The organism is Sphaerisporangium cinnabarinum, assembly GCF_055567015.1.
On the sequence record NZ_JBVHRG010000008.1, the window covers coordinates 122,497 to 139,019 of the forward strand.

The following is a 16,523-nucleotide window of genomic DNA, read 5'->3' on the forward strand; positions in this document are numbered from 1 at the left end:
CGCTCCGCGCCGCCCCGTCGGGCCGGAGGTCACAGTTCCGTGACGCTCCGAATCGTCTCGCCTGTTGAGACGGACCGCGGTAACGCCGCAGGTCGTGGCGGCCGTTGTGTCTGTAATCGATTTCTGTCATGCTGGTCGGCATGCCCTCTCCCACCACCCCCGGCCTCGTCGGCGTCGACGTCGGGACGTCGAGCACCAAGGGCGTGCTCGTCGGTCCGGACGGCGCGATCCTGCGCTCGACCACGCGCACGCACGCCGTCGACCGGCCGCGGCCCGGCCACGTCGAGATGGACGCCCGGGTCTGGTGGGACGAGCTCGTCGACGTCGTCACCGAGCTCACGGCCGACCTCGCCCCCGGTGCCGTCCGCGGCCCCGACGTCCCGGCCGACCTCGAGGTCGCCGCCGTCGGGCTCTCCGGCATGGGCCCGTGCGTGCTGCTGACCGACGAGCGAGGGACCCCGGTCCGCCCGGCGATCCTCTACGGCGTCGACACCCGGGCGACGCAGCAGATCGCCGAGCTCGACGACGCCCTCGGGCGCACGACCGTCCTCGACCGGTGCGGCTCGGCGCTGTCGTCGCAGGCCGCCGGACCCAAGATCGCCTGGGTGCGCGCGCACGAGCCCGAGGCCTGGGCGCACGCCCGTCGCCTGTTCATGCCGGCGTCGTACCTCGCGTTCCGCCTCACCGGCGCGTACGTGCTCGACCACCACTCGGCGTCGCAGTCGACGCCCCTGTACGACCCGCGCGACCACGACTGGATCGGCGAGTGGGCCGCGCTCGTCGCACCCGGCCTCGAGCTGCCCGCGCTGCGGTGGCCCGGCGAGGCGGCGGGGGTCACCCGCGAGCGCCTCGCCGGGGTGGCCGCCGGCACGCCCGTCGTCACCGGCACCATCGACGCCTGGTCGGAGGCCGTGAGCGTCGACGCGACGCACGTCGGCGACCTCATGCTCATGTACGGCACGACGATGTTCCTCGTCGCCACGGTCGCCGAGCCGCTGCGCAGCGAGACGATGTGGGGCACCGTCGGCGCCTACCCCGGCACCCACAACCTCGCCGGCGGCATGGCGACGTCGGGCGCCGTCACGTCGTGGCTGCGGGACCTGACCGGCGCGGACTACCCCGAGCTGCTCGCCGAGGCCGCGGCCAGCGGGCCCGGCGCCCACGGGCTCCTCCTGCTCCCCTACCTCGCCGGCGAGCGCACCCCCCTCCAGGACCCCGACGCGCGCGGCGTCCTCGCCGGCCTCACGCTCTCGCACACGCGCGGCGACCTCTACCGCGCGGCGCTCGAAGCCACCGCGTTCGGCGTGCGGCACAACGTCGAGACCCTGCGCGCGGCGGGCGCCGACGTCTCCCGCGTGGTCGCCGTCGGCGGCGGCACCCAGGGCGACCTCTGGACGCAGGTCGTCTCCGACGTGACCGGGCTGCCCCAGGTCGTCCCCACGAGCACCATCGGCGCGAGCTACGGCGCCGCGATGCTCGCCGCCGGGCTGGTGCACGAGCAGGGGCACCTCCTGGACGTCGCGGCGTGGAACCCGCCCGCGCGGGTCGTGCGGCCGGACCCCGCGGTGCGCGGCGTCTACGACGAGCTCTACGGCCTGTACCGCGACCTCTACCCGGCGACGCGCGACGTCGTGCACGCGCTCGCCCGCCGGACCGCGCCGACCGCCCCCGACCGCACCGCCCTCGAAGGAGCACCCGCATGACCAGCAGCACCTACGCCGTCCCCACGCTCGCGCCGGAGCCCCAGGCCCCCGAGCGCACGGTCTACCTCGTCGCGTCGGGCGACCTGCGCGAGTCCGCGAACGTCGCGGGCTGGCCCACGCAGGTGGAGCTCGAGCGCGTCCTCACCGACGCGTTCGCCGCGAACGGCTGGAAGGTCGTGCGCGCCAACGACGTGGACCCCGAGACCGGGCACGGGTTCATCAGCTCCCAGCGCATGGGGCTCGAGGTGTTCGCGACGATCCCGCCCGACGCGCCGCTCGTCGTCGCGGAGGCCGTGTGGCAGTACAGCCACCACGTGCTGGCCGGGCTGCGCACGCACCGCGGCCCCGTGCTCACGGCCGCCAACTTCGCGGGCGACTGGCCGGGGCTCGTCGGGCTGCTCGGCCTCAACGCGGGCCTGACGAAGATGGGCCGCCCCTACTCGACCGTGTGGACGGTCGACGGGAGCGACGCCTGGTTCCAGGACGCGATCCGGTCGTGGGTCACGACGGGCACGATCGAGCACGACGACTCGCACGTCCACGCGCTCCCGGAGCTCCCCGACAGCGCCGAGAAGCAGCTCGGCGAGGCGCTCGCCGCCCAGCTCCTGCGGGAGAAGGCGATCATCGGCGTCTTCGACGAGGGCTGCATGGGCATGTACAACGCGATCTTCGACGACGAGCTGCTCAACGGCCTCGGCATCTACAAGGAGCGGCTGTCGCAGTCGGCGCTCTGGGCCGAGATGCAGCGGGTCGGCGACGACGAGGCGGACGCGGTCCAGCGTTGGCTCGAGGACGCGGGCATGACGTTCCGGCTCGGCACCGACGAGGCGACGGAGCTCACCCCCGGCCAGCTGCGCTGGCAGCACAAGATGTACATCGCCGCGCTGCGGATCGCCGACGACTTCGGGCTCGACGCCGTCGGCATCCAGTACCAGCAGGGGCTCAAGGACATCTGCCCGGCGTCGGACCTCGCCGAGGGCCTGCTCAACAACGTCCAGCGCCCGCCGGTCCGCTCGCGCGACGGCCGTCGGGTGCTGTGGGACGGCCAGGCGTTCCCGCACTTCAACGAGGCGGACGAGGGCGTCGCCGTCGACGCGCTCGTGACGAACCGCGTGTGGACCGCGATGGGTCTGGACCCGGCGACGACCCTGCACGACGTGCGCTGGGGCGAGGAGCACGACGGCCGCTTCGTGTGGGTCTTCGAGATCTCGGGCTCCGTGCCCGCCTCGCACCTGGAGGGCGGGTACGCGGGTGCCGAGGGGTGGCGCCAGGACCCGGTGTTCTTCCCGGCCGGCGGGTCGACGATCAACGGCGTGTCCAAGGCGGGCGAGATCGTCTGGTCGCGCGTCTACATCGCCGACGGCGTGCTGCAGGTCGATCTCGGCCGGGCCTCGGCGGTCTCCCTGCCCGCGGAGGAGACCCGCCGCCGCAAGGAGGCGACGAACCCCGAGTGGCCGATCATGCACGCCGTGCTGCACGGCGTGAGCCGTGACCAGTTCATGGCCCGCCACAAGGCGAACCACCTCAACGTCGCGTACGCGCCCGACGCCGCGACGGCCGACCGCGCGCTCGAGGCGAAGGCCGCGTTCTTCGCCGCGCTCGGCATGCCCGTCCACCTGTGCGGGGACACGGCGCTCACGCGCTGACCCCGCTCCCGCGACCCCGGGCGGGTCGCTCCGCCGCGCTCGTCCCCCGGCCGCGGCGGGGCGGCCCGTCCGGTCCCTTGCCCGGGCCCGTTGCCCGGCTCCGTGCCGTCAGCGGGCCGACCTCGGGGCACGGGCGGGCCGACGGCGCGCCATCCCGCGCACCACCGCGGCCACGAGCACGGCACCCAGGAGCGCGCCGGCCGTGTTCAGGACGACGTCCTGGACCGTCGGGACACGGCCGGGCAGGAGGTTCTGGGTGAGCTCGATCGCGACCGAGAGGGCGCAGCCCGCGAGCGTCACGAGCCCGACGGCGCGCCACACGCCCGGGACGGCGCGGCCCCGGCGGGCTGCCGCGCCCCGCAGGAGGGGCACGCCGAGCACGCCGAACGGCCCGAACATCACGACGTTGGCGAGCGCCTCGAGCACCGGCAGCGTGATCGGGATCCCGAGACCCTGGAGGAAGCCGAGGGTGGACGTCGCCCAGCCGGGCGCGTCGGTCGACTGCGGCGACGGCCAGAGCGTCACGACCAGGACGGCGGCGAGATAGGCGGCGAACGTCCAGGTCAGCAGGCGCATCCCGTCAGCGTACGGGCGCGGGTCCCGGACGCGCCGGGCCCCGCGGCGCGGCCACGGAGCCTCCACCGTTCCCCCTCCTCGCCGAGCGTGGGACGGCGAGGGTCGGTTCACTGGGCGCCATGGTCACCGTCGGCTTCCACGCCTCCCACGAGCAGATCCCGCCCGGCCCCCTCCTCGCCGCGGCCCGCCGCGCCGAGCAGGTCGGCTTCGACGCCGCCATGTGCTCCGACCACCTGGCCCCCTGGAGCGTGCGCCAGGGCGAGTCCGGGTTCGCGTGGTCGTGGCTCGGCGCAGCGCTCGCGACGACCTCCCTGCCGTTCGGCGTCGTCACCGCCCCCGGCCAGCGCTACCACCCGGCGATCGTGGCGCAGGCGATCGCGACGCTCGGCGCGATGTTCCCGGGCCGGTTCTGGGCCGCGCTCGGCTCGGGCGAGGCGATGAACGAGCACGTCACGGGCGACCGCTGGCCCACGAAGGCCGAGCGCGACGCCCGGCTGCGCGAGTGCGTCGACGTCATCCGGGCCCTCCTCGCGGGCGAGGAGGTCACGCACCACGGGCACGTCACGGTGGACCGGGCACGCGTGTGGTCGCTGCCCGACGTCGCGCCGCGGCTCGTCGGTCCGGCCGTCACCCCCGCCACGGCGCGCCGCCACGCCGACTGGGCCGACGGCCTCGTCACCGTGAACCAGCCCGTCGAGTCGCTGCGCCAGGTCGTCGGCGAGTACCGCGACGCGGGAGGCCGCGGGCCGCTCGCGCTGCAGGTGCACGTCGCGTGGGGCACCGACGACGAGGCGGCGTTCGCCGTCGCGCACGACCAGTGGCGCTCGAACCTCCTGCCGCCCAGCGTCAGCTGGCACCTCGAGACTCCCGAGCAGTACGACGCGGTCGCGGAGCTCGTGCGCCCGGAGGAGGTGCGCGGCACGGTGCTCGTCGAGCACGACCCCCAGCGGCTCGCGGACCGCGTCGCCGAGATGGTCGCGTGCGGGTTCGACGAGGTGTACCTGCACCACGTGGGACAGCAGCAGGACGCGTTCCTCGACGCCGCGGGCGAGACCCTCCTGCCCCGGCTGCGCGAGGCGTGCGCCGCCGCCACGACGGACGGCGGTGCGGCATGAGGATCCGCGACACCGGCGACCTGTGGTGGAAGAACGCGGTCGTCTACTGCCTCGACGTCGAGACCTTCATGGACTGGGACGACGACGGGATCGGCGACTTCCCCGGCCTGGTCCAGCGGATCGACCACCTCGCCGACCTCGGGGTGACGTGCCTGTGGCTCATGCCGTTCTACCCGACGGCCGACCGCGACGACGGCTACGACATCACCGACTTCCTCGGCGTCGACCCGCGCCTGGGCGACCTGGGCGACGTCGTCGAGCTCGTGCGGACCGCGCGCGACCGGGGCATCCGCGTGATCGTGGACCTCGTCGTCAACCACACGTCCGACCGCCACCCGTGGTTCCGCTCGGCGCGGCGGTCGACGTCGTCCCCGTTCCGGGACTACTACGTGTGGCGGTCCGACGAGCCGCCGTCGACCAAGGACCAGGTCGTGTTCCCCGACCAGGAGGACGGCATCTGGACGCTCGACGAGGCCTCGGGCGAGTGGTACCGGCACCGCTTCTACCGGCACCAGCCCGACCTCAACACCGCGAACCCGCACGTGCGGGACGCGATCGCCAAGACGATCGGGTTCTGGCTGGAGCTCGGCATCTCGGGCTTCCGCGTCGACGCCGTCCCGTACGCGCTGACCGACGCGGCCGCGACCCCGGGCGACGAGATCGACGACCCCCACGACCTGCTGCGCGTGCTGCGCGCGTTCGTCGGGCGGCGGTCGGGCGACGCGATCCTCATGGGCGAGGTCAACCTGCCCTACGAGGAGCAGGCGAGGTACTTCGGGGACGGCGACCCGACCGACGGCGACCCCGGCGGGGTGACGAGCAACGAGCTGACGCTGCAGTTCGACTTCAACGCGATGCAGGCGCTGTACCTGTCGCTCGCCCGCCACGACGCGACCCCGCTCGCCGGGTCGCTCGCCGCGCGCCCGCCCATCCCCCGCGACACCCAGTGGGCCACGTTCGTGCGCAACCACGACGAGCTCACGCTCGACAAGCTCACGGACGACGAGCGCGCCGAGGTGTTCGCGGCGTTCGGGCCCGAGGAGGACATGCAGCTCTACGGGCGCGGCCTGCGACGGCGGCTGCCCCCGATGCTGGGTGGCGACCCGCGCCGGCTGCGGATGGTGTACTCGCTGCTCTTCTCGCTGCCGGGCACGCCGGTGCTGTTCTACGGCGAGGAGATCGGCATGGGCGAGAACCTCGACGTGCCGGGGCGCCTCGCCGTGCGGACGCCCATGCAGTGGACCTCCGGGCCGAACGGCGGGTTCTCCCGCGCCCCCGCGCGCCGGCTCGCGGCACCGCTGCCGGGCGACGGCTACGCGCCCGAGCACGTCAACGTCGCCGACCAGCGCCGGGACCCGGAGTCGCTGCTCACGTTCGTGCGGATGCTCGCGCACCGCTACCGCGAGTGCCCCGAGCTGGGCTGGGGCGACACGGAGGTGCTCGACTCGCCCGAGCCGTCCGTGCTGGCGCTGCGCACCACCTGGCAGGACGCCTCGATGGTGACGCTGCACAACCTGTCGCCGGACCCGGTCGTCGTACGGGTGCCGCTGGGGGGCCTTCCCGACGAGGCGCGGCTCGTCGACGTCCTCGACGCGGACGACGTCGAGCCCGCACCCGACGGCAGCGCCGAGGTGCGCCTCGACGGCTACGGGTTCCGCTGGCTGCGCGTCACGCCGCCCGGGTCGCGCCGGCTCCTCTGAGCCGGCGCGGCCGGGGCGTGCGCGGGGCCGGTCGGTCGGCTGCCGGCCGGGTGTCGGCCCAGGTCGTCAGCCGTGGGTCGGCTCGTCGGGACCGACGGGCCGACCCGGGGACGACGGCCGGTCGGGGACGTCGGGCGACGGGTCGGCCGGCCCGCCGGGGACCGGGTCGGCGTGGCTCGGGTCGTGCGGCGGCGCCGAGGGGTCCGGGGGCGGCCCGGGCGACTTGGGCGGCTCCACCGTCGGCTCCGCCGGGGAGCCCGGACCCGTGCCGGGCTGGTCGGGGTTCGTGGTCATCGCTGCACCTCCGTGCTTCACGCGCTGCGCGCGGTCCTGAGGACGCGCACCGCGTCCCTCCTCGACGCTAGGCGCGCCCCGGCCCGCTCGCGCGCGGCCGGGCCGCCCCGCCGACCTACGCTGGGCACGTGACCTCGTTCGCCTCGGACAACTACTCCCCCGCCCACCCCGACGTCCTCGCCGCGCTCGCCGCCGCGAGCGCCGGGCACGAGATCTCGTACGGCGAGGACCCGTGGACCGCGCGCCTCCAGGACGCGGTGCGCGCGCGGTTCGGGCCCGACGCCACCGCGTACCCCGTGCTCACGGGGACGGGCGCGAACGTCGTCGCGCTCATGGCGACGCTCCCCCGCTGGGGCGCCGTCGTGGCGTCGGAGCACGCGCACCTCAACACGGACGAGAACGGTGCTCCCGAGCGGGTGGGCGGGGTCAAGGTGCTCACGGTGCCGGCGCCCGACGGGAAGCTCACGCCCGCCGCCGTCGAGCGGTTCGCGGGCGACCTCGGCGACCCGCACCGCGCGCAGCCGCTCGTCGTGTCGCTCACGCAGTCCACCGAGCTCGGCACGCTCTACACGGCGGACGAGATCCGCGCCGTGGCCGACGCCGCGCACGCGCGCGGCATGCGGGTGCACCTCGACGGGTCGCGCCTCGCGAACGCCGCCGCGGCGCTCGGCGTCCCGCTGCGCGCCCTGACGACCGACGCGGGCGTGGACGTGCTGTCGTTCGGCGGCACCAAGAACGGGCTCGCGCTCGGCGAGGCGGTCGTCGTGCTCGACCCGTCCGCGGTCGACGGCGTCGAGTTCGTGCGCAAGTCGACGATGCAGCTCGCGTCGAAGATGCGCTACGTCTCCGCGCAGCTCCTCGCGCTCTTCGAGCCCGTCGGCGACGTCGTCGCCGAGGTCGACGAGGTCGCCGACGCCGACGAGCTGTGGCTGCGCAACGCCCGGCACGCGAACGCGATGGCCGCGCGGCTGCGCGCGGGGCTCGCGGACGCCGTCGTGCCGGTCGCCGTCGGGCCCGACGGCGCCGCCCCGGGCCCGGCGTCGGGACTCGCCTTCACCCAGCCCACGCTCGTCAACGCGGTGTTCGCGACGCTCCCGCGCACGGCGGTCGCGCGCCTGCGCGAGCGGCACCGGTTCTACGACTGGGGGCCGGGCGAGACGCCCGACCGCGTCGAGGTGCGGTGGATGTGCGCGTGGGACACGACCCCGGGCGACGTGGACGGGTTCGTCGCGGACGTGCGGGCCGCCCTCGCGGTCGCGTCGTGACCGGGCGAGGATGACGCCATGAGCGACCAGAGCCTGCCCCAGCCGACAGCCGACGACCTCGTGCACCTGCGCCGCTGCGTCGAGCTGGCCCGCGAGGCGCTGGACGACGGCGACGAGCCGTTCGGCTCCCTCCTCGTCGACCGGGACGGGGTCGTGCGGTTCGAGGACCGCAACCGCGTCAAGGACGGCGACGCGACCCGGCACCCCGAGCTCGAGATCGCCCGCTGGGCCGCCGCGCACCTCACCCCCGAGGAGCGGCGCGACGCGGTCGTCTACACGTCCGGCGAGCACTGCGCGATGTGCAGCGCGGCGCACGCGTGGGTCGGCCTCGGCCCGGTCGTCTACGCCGCGAGCACGACGCAGCTCGTGGGGTGGCTGGAGGAGTGGGGCGTCGCACCGGGACCGGTGCGTCCGCTCGCGATCGGCGACGTGGCGCCGGGGATCGCGGTGCGCGGTCCCGCGTACGAGCTCGAGGTGGAGGTCCGCGCGCTGCACGCGCGCCTGCACGGCGTCTCCTGACCGGCGTCGCCTGACGGGACCTGCCCGGCGTCGGGCACCCGGGCCCCCGCCCGCGGGGACGACGCCTTCAGGCGTCGAGCGCGTCCGCGACGGTGCGCGCGACCTCCGGGACGGCCAGGTACCCGGCGGGCCGGCCGCCGTCGAGCAGGACGGCCGCCGCGTGGTGACCCGGCGCGGCGTTCGCGACGACGAGCTCCTCGATCCCCGGCGACACCGGGTCGAGCGGGAACGCCGCGGGCCCGAGGCCGTGCAGCGCGAGCGCGTCCCGGGGGTCGCGCACCGCGACCCACCGCCGCACCGGGGCCGGCACGCGCAGCGGGGCGCGCGCGGCCAGGACGTCCCGGATCGCGCGGACGGCGAGCGGCGACCCGAGCGTGAGCAGGAGCGGCACGTCCCAGCGCTCGGCGTCGGGATGCTCGCGCAGCACGGCGTAGGCGAGGACCGACCCGAGCGAGTGCGCGACGACGACGGCGGGCCCGTCCGTGGGGATCGCGGCGGCGAGCGCGTCGTCGATCGTCGTGCGGACGGCGTCGTCGTGCAGGTACGCCCAGACGTCGCGCGCGAGCAGCACGACGACGGCGCCGCTCAGGCCCGGCACGGACCGGTCGAGCGCGGACAGCAGCAGGTTCAGCCACGCGCCGACGTCTCCCCCGACGGCGCCCGGCCCGGCGCCCTCCGGGCGCGCCGGCACCGTCGCGCCCGCGGCGCGCAGCACCTCCTCGGCGACGGCCGCCACGAACGCGGCCTCCTCCGCGGCCTCGGCCGCGGACAGAAGGGCGTCCCCGCCGCGCGGCTCACCGACCGCGTGCACGGTGACCGGCGGCGGCGTCGCGGCACCGCCGACGAGCGCGGCGAGCGTGTCGCCGTAGTAGACGAACGCCGTGTCCGCGTCGCGCACGACGACGCCCGAGCCCGCCGCCGCGAGACCCGCGTCCAGGACCTCGGTCCACGCGCGGTCGAGCTGCTCGGCGTCGAGCCCCTGGTTGTCGCGGCCGTGGACGAGCACGAGTCGGGTCACGCGCCGAACCTACCGGCTGCCGGTGCCCCCCGGAGGGTCTACCGTCGGGCCCAGGAGCCAGCCCCCAGCCCCCGGAGACCCCCGTGAACGACCACACCCTGACCGAGCACAGCACGACCGTCGAGACCCACGTCGCCCGCCCCCCGCAGGTCGTCTGGGCCGAGCTCATGCACCCGAGCGCCCGCTGGATGCTCGGCATGAACATCGAGACCGACTTCCGGCCCGGGAGCCCCGTGACGTTCGAGGGCCACTACATGGGCCGCGAGTTCGCCGACTGGGGCACCGTCGTGGCCGTCGAGCGCCCGCGCCTGCTGCACTTCACGCACTTCTCGCCCACCATGGGCCTGCCCGACGTGCCGGAGAGCTACCACGACATCGCGATCACGCTCGAGCCCGACGACTCCGGGACGCTCGTGCGCGTCGTCGAGCGCAACATCGAGACGGCCGAGCGCGCGGAGCGCGCGCACGCCCTGTGGACGAAGGCGCTCGCGACGCTCGCGGGCCACGACTGACGCGTCCCGCCCCGCACGACGACGGGCCGGTCACCCCCCGCGAGGAGGTGACCGGCCCGTGGGCCGTCCGGCACCGGCCCGACGACGCCCCGCGCGTCAGGCGGTGCGACGGCGACGACGTCCCCGCCCGTGATCGCGAGGCCGCCGGCCGACGACGCGGTGTTCGTCAGCCGGTCATACCCCTCCGGGGGCCGCCGGGGCGCCCCGGACGACGCCCCCTTCACCGCCGCCGGGCTACCGTGGCGTCGGAGGTGTCGCCTGTGACCGCTCGTGCCCGGACCACCTGGATCGTCGTGGCCGTCGTGACCGCGCTCGCCGCCGTGGCGGCCGTCGCGTGGTACCTCACGCGGCCTGCCCCTGCGCCGCAGACCTCGCCGACGGGCTCGCCGTCCACCCCGGCCGACCCGTCGCCGTCGGGCACGTCGCCGACGCCGTCCACCCCGCCCGCGGACCCCCTCGCCGGGTGGACGCTCGAGCAGAAGGTGGGGCAGCTCTTCATGGTCGGGGTCGACGTGAGGGACCCGCAGCAGGTGAGCTACGACGCGGTCTCGCGCCTGCACGTGGGCAACGTGTTCCTCGCGGGCCGCTCGCAGGCGGGCACCGGCCCGACGGCGGACCTCGTCGCGGGCTTCACGGCGCTCGTCTCCCCGGAGACGACGAACGGCACCCCGCTGTTCGTCGCGACCGACCAGGAGGGCGGGAAGGTCCAGGTGCTGCGCGGGCCCGGGTTCTCGCAGGTCCCGGCGGCGACCGACCAGGCCCGCCTCGACCCGGCGACGCTCCAGGCGGACGCGACCACGTGGGGCGCCGAGCTCGCCGCGGCGGGTGTGAACCTCAACCTGGCGCCCGTGATGGACCTCGTGCCCGAGGGGACGGCCGCGCAGAACCCGCCGATCGGGTCGTTCCAGCGCAACTACGGCTCGACGCCCGAGACGGTGACCTCCCACGCGAACGCGTTCAGCGCCGGGATGGAGGCGTCCGGCGTGGACGTGGCGATCAAGCACTTCCCCGGGCTCGGCCGCGTCACCGAGAACACCGACACCGACGCCGGGGTCACCGACGACGTGACGACGCGCGACGACGCGTCGGTCGCCGTCTTCGCGTCGGGCATCGAGGCGGGCGCGGCGTTCGTCATGACCTCGACGGCCGTCTACCCGCAGATCGACGGGACGCTCCCCGCGGCCTTCTCGCCCGTCGTCGTGGACGGGATGCTGCGGGGCGACCTCGGGTTCGAGGGCGTCGTCGTCACCGACGACGTGTCCGCGGCACAGCAGGTGCAGGCCTGGTCCCCCGCCGACCGTGCCGTCCTGACGATCGCCGCGGGCGGCGACATGGTGCTCGCGTCCGCGGACCCGAGCGTCGTCGAGCCGATGGTGGCGGCCGTCGTCGAGCGGGCGTCGAGCGACGACGCGTTCGCCGCCCAGGTCGACGCGGCCGTGCTGCGCGTGCTCGCGGCGAAGGAGCCGCTGCGCTGAGCGGTATAACTGACCGCATGGCTGCCCGTCGCCCCGCTCCCCGCCCGACGCTCGAGGCCGTCGCGGCCGTCGCGGGCGTCTCCCGCGCCACGGTGTCGCGCGTGATCAACGGCGTGCCGACGGTGGACCCGGCGATCGTGGCGGTCGTCGAGAAGGCGATCGACGAGACGGGCTACGTCCCCAACCTCGCCGCCCGGACGCTCGTCACGCGCCGCACGGGGTCGGTCGCGCTCGTCGTGTCCGAGCCGTCGGAGCAGCGCTCCCCCAGCCCGTTCCTCGAGCGGCTCTTCACCGACCCGTACATCGGGCGCGTGACGGCGGGGGCGCAGCAGGTGCTGCGCCCGCGCGACATCCACCTCGCGATCCTGCCCGCGGACCCGCCCGCGCACGACCAGGTCGTGCGCTACGTGCGGCAGGGGCACGTGGACGGCGTCCTGCTCATCACGTCGAGCGCGAGCGACCCTCTGCCGGCCCGGTTCGCGGCGCTCACGGTCCCGGTCGTGCTGTCGACGCACCTCGACGGGGTCGACGAGGCGGCCGGCGTGAGCTGGGTCGACCTCGACCAGGCCGCCGGCGGCCGGATCGCCGCCGAGCGTCTGATCGCGGACGGCCGCACGCGCCTCGCGACCGTCGCCGGGCCGTCGGACGTGCCGTTCGCGCGAGGACGCCGCGACGGGTTCCTCGCGGCCGTGCGGGCCGCCGGGCTCGCGGAGCCCGTCGTCGTGGAGGGCGACTTCACCCGCGCGGGCGGGGAGGCCGCGGCGCGCGCGCTGCTCGCTGCGCGCCCGGACGTCGACGGCGTGTTCGGCGCGAGCGACCTCATGGCCGACGGCGCGTCGCTCGTCCTGCAGGAGGCGGGCCGCCGCGTCCCGCAGGACGTGGCCGTGGTCGGGTTCGACGACTCGACGGTCGCGCGCCAGGCGCACCCGCCGCTCACGACGGTCCGGCAGCCGGTCGAGGAGATGGCGGCGGAGATGGCGCGTCTCCTGCTCGCCGCGATCGACGACCCGGAGGCCGAGGCGCGCTCGGTCCTGTTCGAGCCGCACCTCGTGGTCCGCGACTCCGCCTGACCCCCTCCCGCTGAGTGCAGGAAAGAGTCGCGGCCGGACGTCCCGACCGCGACTCTCTCACGCACTCAGCTGGGGGCGGCGTCCCGGGTCAGTGGCCCCCGCCCGCGACGAACGCGATCCCGACGGCGATCGCGGCGACCACGACGGCGAAGCACACGATCGCGCCGACCTGGCGGGGACGGGTCGCGCGCTCGACGCGCACGGTCCGGCCGTCGGACGTGAAGCGGCCGTCCGGGGTGCCGACCTCGACGGGCACGGCGCGCCCGGCGGCGAGCCGGACCCCCAGGGCGAACAGGGCGGGCAGGCCCGCGCCGACGACGAGGCCGGCGACGACGACCTTGAGCAGCGAGTCGATCTCGACGAACACGGTTCTCTCCTCCGGGCTGCCGGTCAGACGCCCGCGCGCTGGCGCGAGGCGGGCGTGGTCGGGGTGACGGGCGCCGGGGCGGGCGCGGCGTCGGTGAACGGGTCGGCGACGTCGAGGCGACGCTCGAGCGCGGCCTCGCGCGCCTCGACGACCTCGGACTCGAGGCCGGCGTCCACCGCGCCCTCCTCCCAGGCGTCGTTGACGTTCGTGTGGTCGACGGGCTTGCGGCGCGAGGCGATCCAGATGGCCAGCGACGAGCCGACGAGGATCGCGAACACGACGACCGTCCCGGCCGCGCCCCCGATGCCGTGCTGGATGCCGTAGCACGCCGCGCCGACGAGACCGGCGGCCGGGAGCGTGAGGCCCCAGGCGGCGAGCATGCGGCCCGCGACGCCCCAGCGGACCTTCGCGCCGGGCATCCCGACGCCCGAGCCGAGGATCGAGCCGGTGGCGACGTGCGTCGTCGAGAGCGAGTAGCCGAAGAGGCCCGACATGAGGATGACCGCGGCGGACGACGTCTCGGCCGCCATGCCCTGGCGGGTGTCGATCTCGACGAGGCCCTTGCCGAGCGTGCGGATGATCCGCCAGCCGCCCAGGTAGGTGCCGAGGGCCATGAAGAACGCGCACGACAGGATGACCCAGAACGGCACGCTCGAGTCGGCCGGGACGGCGCCCGCCGCGATGAGCGCGAGCAGGATGATGCCCATCGACTTCTGCGCGTCGTTGGTGCCGTGCGCGAGCGAGACGAGCGACGCGGAGCCGACCTGGCCCCAGCGGAACGCCCGCGTGGAGACGTCCTCGGGGACGTCGCGCGTGAGGCGGGCCACGGCCCACGTGCCGACGCTCGCGACGCCGACCGCGATGAGCGGGGCGAGCAGCGCGGGGATGAGCACCTTCGCGGCGACGCCGCTCCAGATGACGCCCTGCGTGCCGACGGCCGCGAGCACGGAGCCCACGACGCCGCCGATGAGCGCGTGCGACGAGCTCGACGGGATGCCGAGCAACCAGGTCAGGAGGTTCCAGGTGATGCCGCCCACCAGCCCCGCGAGGACGACCTCGAGGGTGATGACGTTCGCGTCGACCAGACCCTTCGCGATGGTCGCCGCGACGGCCAGGGAGAGGAACGCCCCGACCATGTTGAGGACGGCGGAGAGGGCGACGGCGGTCTTGGGCTTGAGGGCCTTGGTGGCGATGGACGTGGCCATCGCGTTGCCCGTGTCGTGGAAGCCGTTGGTGAAGTCGAAGGCCAGTGCGGTCACGACGACGAGCACCAGCAGGAGCGTCTCGGTCACGTCGTCCATGGTGCGGTCACGACCGCCGCGCGCTCGACCATCCTGTGGATTCTTCCGCCACTGTTCACCGACAGTTCATCCGGCGTTCGAAGCCCTCGTTCGAACGCCGGAGAGGCCCGCCGGCGCCCGGGGCGGACGGCCCGGGAGCGAGGGGCGGACGGACCCTGGCGCGGTCACGGCGGACGGGTGCGGCGCGGCCGTCCGACCGCGTCAGACGGGGGTGCGGGCGGCGAGCTCGGCGAGGGTGTCGTCGAGGTCCTCGACGACGGTCGCGACGGCCTCGCGCTGCGTCCGCGCGCGCTCCGCGGACGCGGCCACGGCGGTGCGCGCCTCGGCGAGGTCGGCGTCGAACCGCTGCGCGCGGGACTGCGCGTCGGCACGCTGGTCGCGCGCGCGGCGCTCCCCGGCGAACCACTGCCAGGCGGCAAGACCGGCCGCGACGACGGCCACCGTGAACCACGCCGGCGAGGCGGCGATCCCGAGCACGACCCCGAGCAGGGCGACCGCGCCCGTCCCGCCGACGACGCCCCAGGAGACCCCGTCCACGGGTCGCGCGAGGAGCTCCGCACGGGCCGTCGCGGCGGGTGCCGCGCCGTCCTCGGTCGGCGTGACCGTCACGGTGCGGCCCCCGAGGCGCAGGTCGCGCGACGGCACGGGAGCCGCCGCGAGCTCCGCGGCCCGCGCGTGGGTCGCGGCCCGCAGCTCCTCGGCGACGAGAGGGCCCGCGAGCGCCGCGCGCCCGGGGTCGGTCCCGCGGGCGTCGTCGACGAGCAGGTCGACGAGCGTCCCCGCCGGGGCGTCCCACCCCGGCCCGTCCTCGCGGGGCGCGCGGCCGACGCGCTCGTCGAGCAGCGCCGCCCGGTCCAGGAGCCCGCGCTCCACGGGCGCTCCCTCGTCCACGAGCGACGCGACGACGCGGAGCAGCGCCGCGCCGGGCGCCTCGGGGGTCCCGGGCGGGAGGGGCCTGGGGGTCGGCGCGGGCACCGCGACCTCCCCCGCCACGAGCGCGCGCGACCACGCCGTCCACGACCGCAGGAGCGGGAGCGCGTCAGGAGCGGCGGCCCGACGGCGTGTGCCGGCCGTCCCGCCCGCGGCCTCGGGACTGCCCCAGGCCTCGCCCTCGGAGGGCCGCGCGGGCAGGGACGGCGCCTCCTCCAGGAGCCGGGCGCGCCAGCGGCCGCGCGCGTCGTCGTCGAGCAGCGCGACCCGCTCCGCGAGGGCGCGGCGCACGACCTCCACCCCGTCGCCGCCGAGGTGGCCGCCCGCGGCCGCGACCCACAGCGCACGCTCGGCCCCGGTGACGCCCACCTCGTCCGGCGCCTCGCCCGCGCCGGGCGACGGCTCGGGGGCGCCGTCGGCGCTGCCCCAGCCCGCGGCCGGCAGGGCGGGCGCGTCGAGCACCCACGCCGTCCACTCGCGCGCGAGCCCCGGCTGCCCGGCGAGCGCGCACACCGCGACGAGGTACGTCGCGGCACGACGGCGGTCGCGCAGCAGGGCCTCCTCGGCCGCCTCGCGGTCGAGCCGCCCGGCGGGGAGCTCGGCGACCGCGAGCGCGGCGGGCACGAGCCAGTAGCCGGGCACGTCGACGAGGTCCGGGGAGCGCCGCAGGTGCGACACGTCGCCCTCCCCCGTGACGACGGCGCTCGTCAGGGCGCGCGCCGCGTCGCGGGCGCGGCGCGCGGGCGTGAAGAGCGCGAGCTCCTCGCGGACCTCGCCGAGCTCGATGAGCGCGTTGACGAGGCGCGTCAGCACCTCGACGCGGCTCGACAGGTCGCCCTCGAGCGACCGCAGGCGCCGGTGGAGCGACGCCTCGCGGGACCGCGCCATCGCGGCCTGGGCGGCAAGCTCGTCGGACAGGGCTCGCATGTTGCCCTGGTCGCTGCGCCAGGAGCTGTACGTCGACATGCGCGCGAGCGTACTCAGCGGGTCGGCGCTGTCGAGGGGGAGAACTCCCCCGGCGTGGGCCCGTCG

15 protein-coding genes are annotated in these 16,523 nt (G+C 75.9%); 9 read left to right on the forward strand and 6 right to left on the reverse strand.

Going from position 1 to position 16,523, the window contains the following annotated elements; all coding sequences use genetic code 11:
- The first annotated feature begins 140 nt into the window (after positions 1–140).
- Both ACZ4MO_RS12995 and ACZ4MO_RS13000 read left to right on the forward strand, forming a co-directional pair.
- Positions 141–1,703: an FGGY-family carbohydrate kinase gene (locus ACZ4MO_RS12995; RefSeq protein ID WP_175009701.1), complete on the forward strand. Its 1,563-nt coding sequence runs from the start codon at positions 141–143 to the stop codon at positions 1,701–1,703.
- Entirely contained in the window at positions 1,700–3,349 is a 1,650-nt protein-coding gene (locus tag ACZ4MO_RS13000; protein ID WP_175009702.1) for a fucose isomerase, read from the forward strand. The genes ACZ4MO_RS12995 and ACZ4MO_RS13000 overlap by 4 nt, the downstream gene beginning before the upstream one ends.
- A gap of 108 nt (positions 3,350–3,457) precedes the next feature.
- Here ACZ4MO_RS13000 and ACZ4MO_RS13005 read toward each other — a convergent pair whose 3' ends face one another.
- Complete coding sequence (locus tag ACZ4MO_RS13005; protein WP_175009703.1) at positions 3,458–3,925, reverse strand: VanZ family protein; 468 nt, start codon at positions 3,923–3,925, stop codon at positions 3,458–3,460.
- 119 nt (positions 3,926–4,044) lie between these two features.
- Between ACZ4MO_RS13005 and ACZ4MO_RS13010 the strand changes: the two genes are divergently transcribed.
- Together ACZ4MO_RS13010 and ACZ4MO_RS13015 are read left to right on the forward strand one after the other, a co-directional pair.
- Positions 4,045–5,040 (forward strand): TIGR03885 family FMN-dependent LLM class oxidoreductase, encoded by a 996-nt coding sequence (locus tag ACZ4MO_RS13010; RefSeq protein ID WP_175009704.1) that lies wholly within the window; start codon positions 4,045–4,047, stop codon positions 5,038–5,040.
- Positions 5,037–6,740: an alpha-amylase family glycosyl hydrolase gene (locus tag ACZ4MO_RS13015; RefSeq protein ID WP_175009705.1), complete on the forward strand. Its 1,704-nt coding sequence runs from the start codon at positions 5,037–5,039 to the stop codon at positions 6,738–6,740. The genes ACZ4MO_RS13010 and ACZ4MO_RS13015 overlap by 4 nt, the downstream gene beginning before the upstream one ends.
- Positions 6,741–6,806: 66 nt before the next feature.
- Here ACZ4MO_RS13015 and ACZ4MO_RS13020 read toward each other — a convergent pair whose 3' ends face one another.
- Positions 6,807–7,034 (reverse strand): hypothetical protein, encoded by a 228-nt coding sequence (locus ACZ4MO_RS13020; RefSeq protein ID WP_175009706.1) that lies wholly within the window; start codon positions 7,032–7,034, stop codon positions 6,807–6,809.
- Between the two features lie 128 nt (positions 7,035–7,162).
- On the opposite strand from ACZ4MO_RS13020, the gene ACZ4MO_RS13025 reads away from it, so the two are divergent.
- Complete coding sequence (locus ACZ4MO_RS13025) at positions 7,163–8,299, forward strand: threonine aldolase family protein (RefSeq protein WP_074803593.1); 1,137 nt, start codon at positions 7,163–7,165, stop codon at positions 8,297–8,299.
- A gap of 18 nt (positions 8,300–8,317) precedes the next feature.
- Entirely contained in the window at positions 8,318–8,818 is a 501-nt protein-coding gene (locus ACZ4MO_RS13030) for a nucleoside deaminase (protein ID WP_108047213.1), read from the forward strand.
- Positions 8,819–8,885: 67 nt separating this feature from the next.
- Here ACZ4MO_RS13030 and ACZ4MO_RS13035 read toward each other — a convergent pair whose 3' ends face one another.
- A complete protein-coding gene (locus tag ACZ4MO_RS13035) occupies positions 8,886–9,836 on the reverse strand; it encodes a hypothetical protein (RefSeq protein ID WP_175009707.1) in 951 nt (316 codons plus the stop codon).
- 83 nt (positions 9,837–9,919) lie between these two features.
- Between ACZ4MO_RS13035 and ACZ4MO_RS13040 the strand changes: the two genes are divergently transcribed.
- The 3 genes from ACZ4MO_RS13040 to ACZ4MO_RS13050 all read left to right on the forward strand — a co-directional run bounded on the left by ACZ4MO_RS13040 (position 9,920) and on the right by ACZ4MO_RS13050 (position 12,893).
- Positions 9,920–10,348: an SRPBCC family protein gene (locus ACZ4MO_RS13040; RefSeq protein ID WP_255437345.1), complete on the forward strand. Its 429-nt coding sequence runs from the start codon at positions 9,920–9,922 to the stop codon at positions 10,346–10,348.
- A 260-nt stretch (positions 10,349–10,608) separates the two neighbouring features.
- The gene (locus ACZ4MO_RS13045) at positions 10,609–11,823 is read left to right on the forward strand and encodes a glycoside hydrolase family 3 N-terminal domain-containing protein (RefSeq protein ID WP_342779606.1); all 1,215 of its coding nucleotides are present in this window, start codon (positions 10,609–10,611) and stop codon (positions 11,821–11,823) included.
- Positions 11,824–11,840: 17 nt separating this feature from the next.
- On the forward strand, positions 11,841–12,893 hold the full coding sequence (locus ACZ4MO_RS13050; RefSeq protein ID WP_175009709.1) for a substrate-binding domain-containing protein: 1,053 nt from the start codon (positions 11,841–11,843) through the stop codon (positions 12,891–12,893).
- A gap of 88 nt (positions 12,894–12,981) precedes the next feature.
- On the opposite strand, the gene ACZ4MO_RS13055 is transcribed toward ACZ4MO_RS13050, so the two are convergent.
- The 3 genes from ACZ4MO_RS13055 to ACZ4MO_RS13065 all read right to left on the reverse strand — a co-directional run bounded on the left by ACZ4MO_RS13055 (position 12,982) and on the right by ACZ4MO_RS13065 (position 16,457).
- The gene (locus ACZ4MO_RS13055; protein WP_209828987.1) at positions 12,982–13,260 is read right to left on the reverse strand and encodes a hypothetical protein; all 279 of its coding nucleotides are present in this window, start codon (positions 13,258–13,260) and stop codon (positions 12,982–12,984) included.
- 23 nt (positions 13,261–13,283) lie between these two features.
- On the reverse strand, positions 13,284–14,552 hold the full coding sequence (locus ACZ4MO_RS13060) for an inorganic phosphate transporter (protein ID WP_255437346.1): 1,269 nt from the start codon (positions 14,550–14,552) through the stop codon (positions 13,284–13,286).
- Positions 14,553–14,762: 210 nt separating this feature from the next.
- Complete coding sequence (locus ACZ4MO_RS13065) at positions 14,763–16,457, reverse strand: hypothetical protein (RefSeq protein WP_175009711.1); 1,695 nt, start codon at positions 16,455–16,457, stop codon at positions 14,763–14,765.
- Positions 16,458–16,523: the final 66 nt, after the last annotated feature.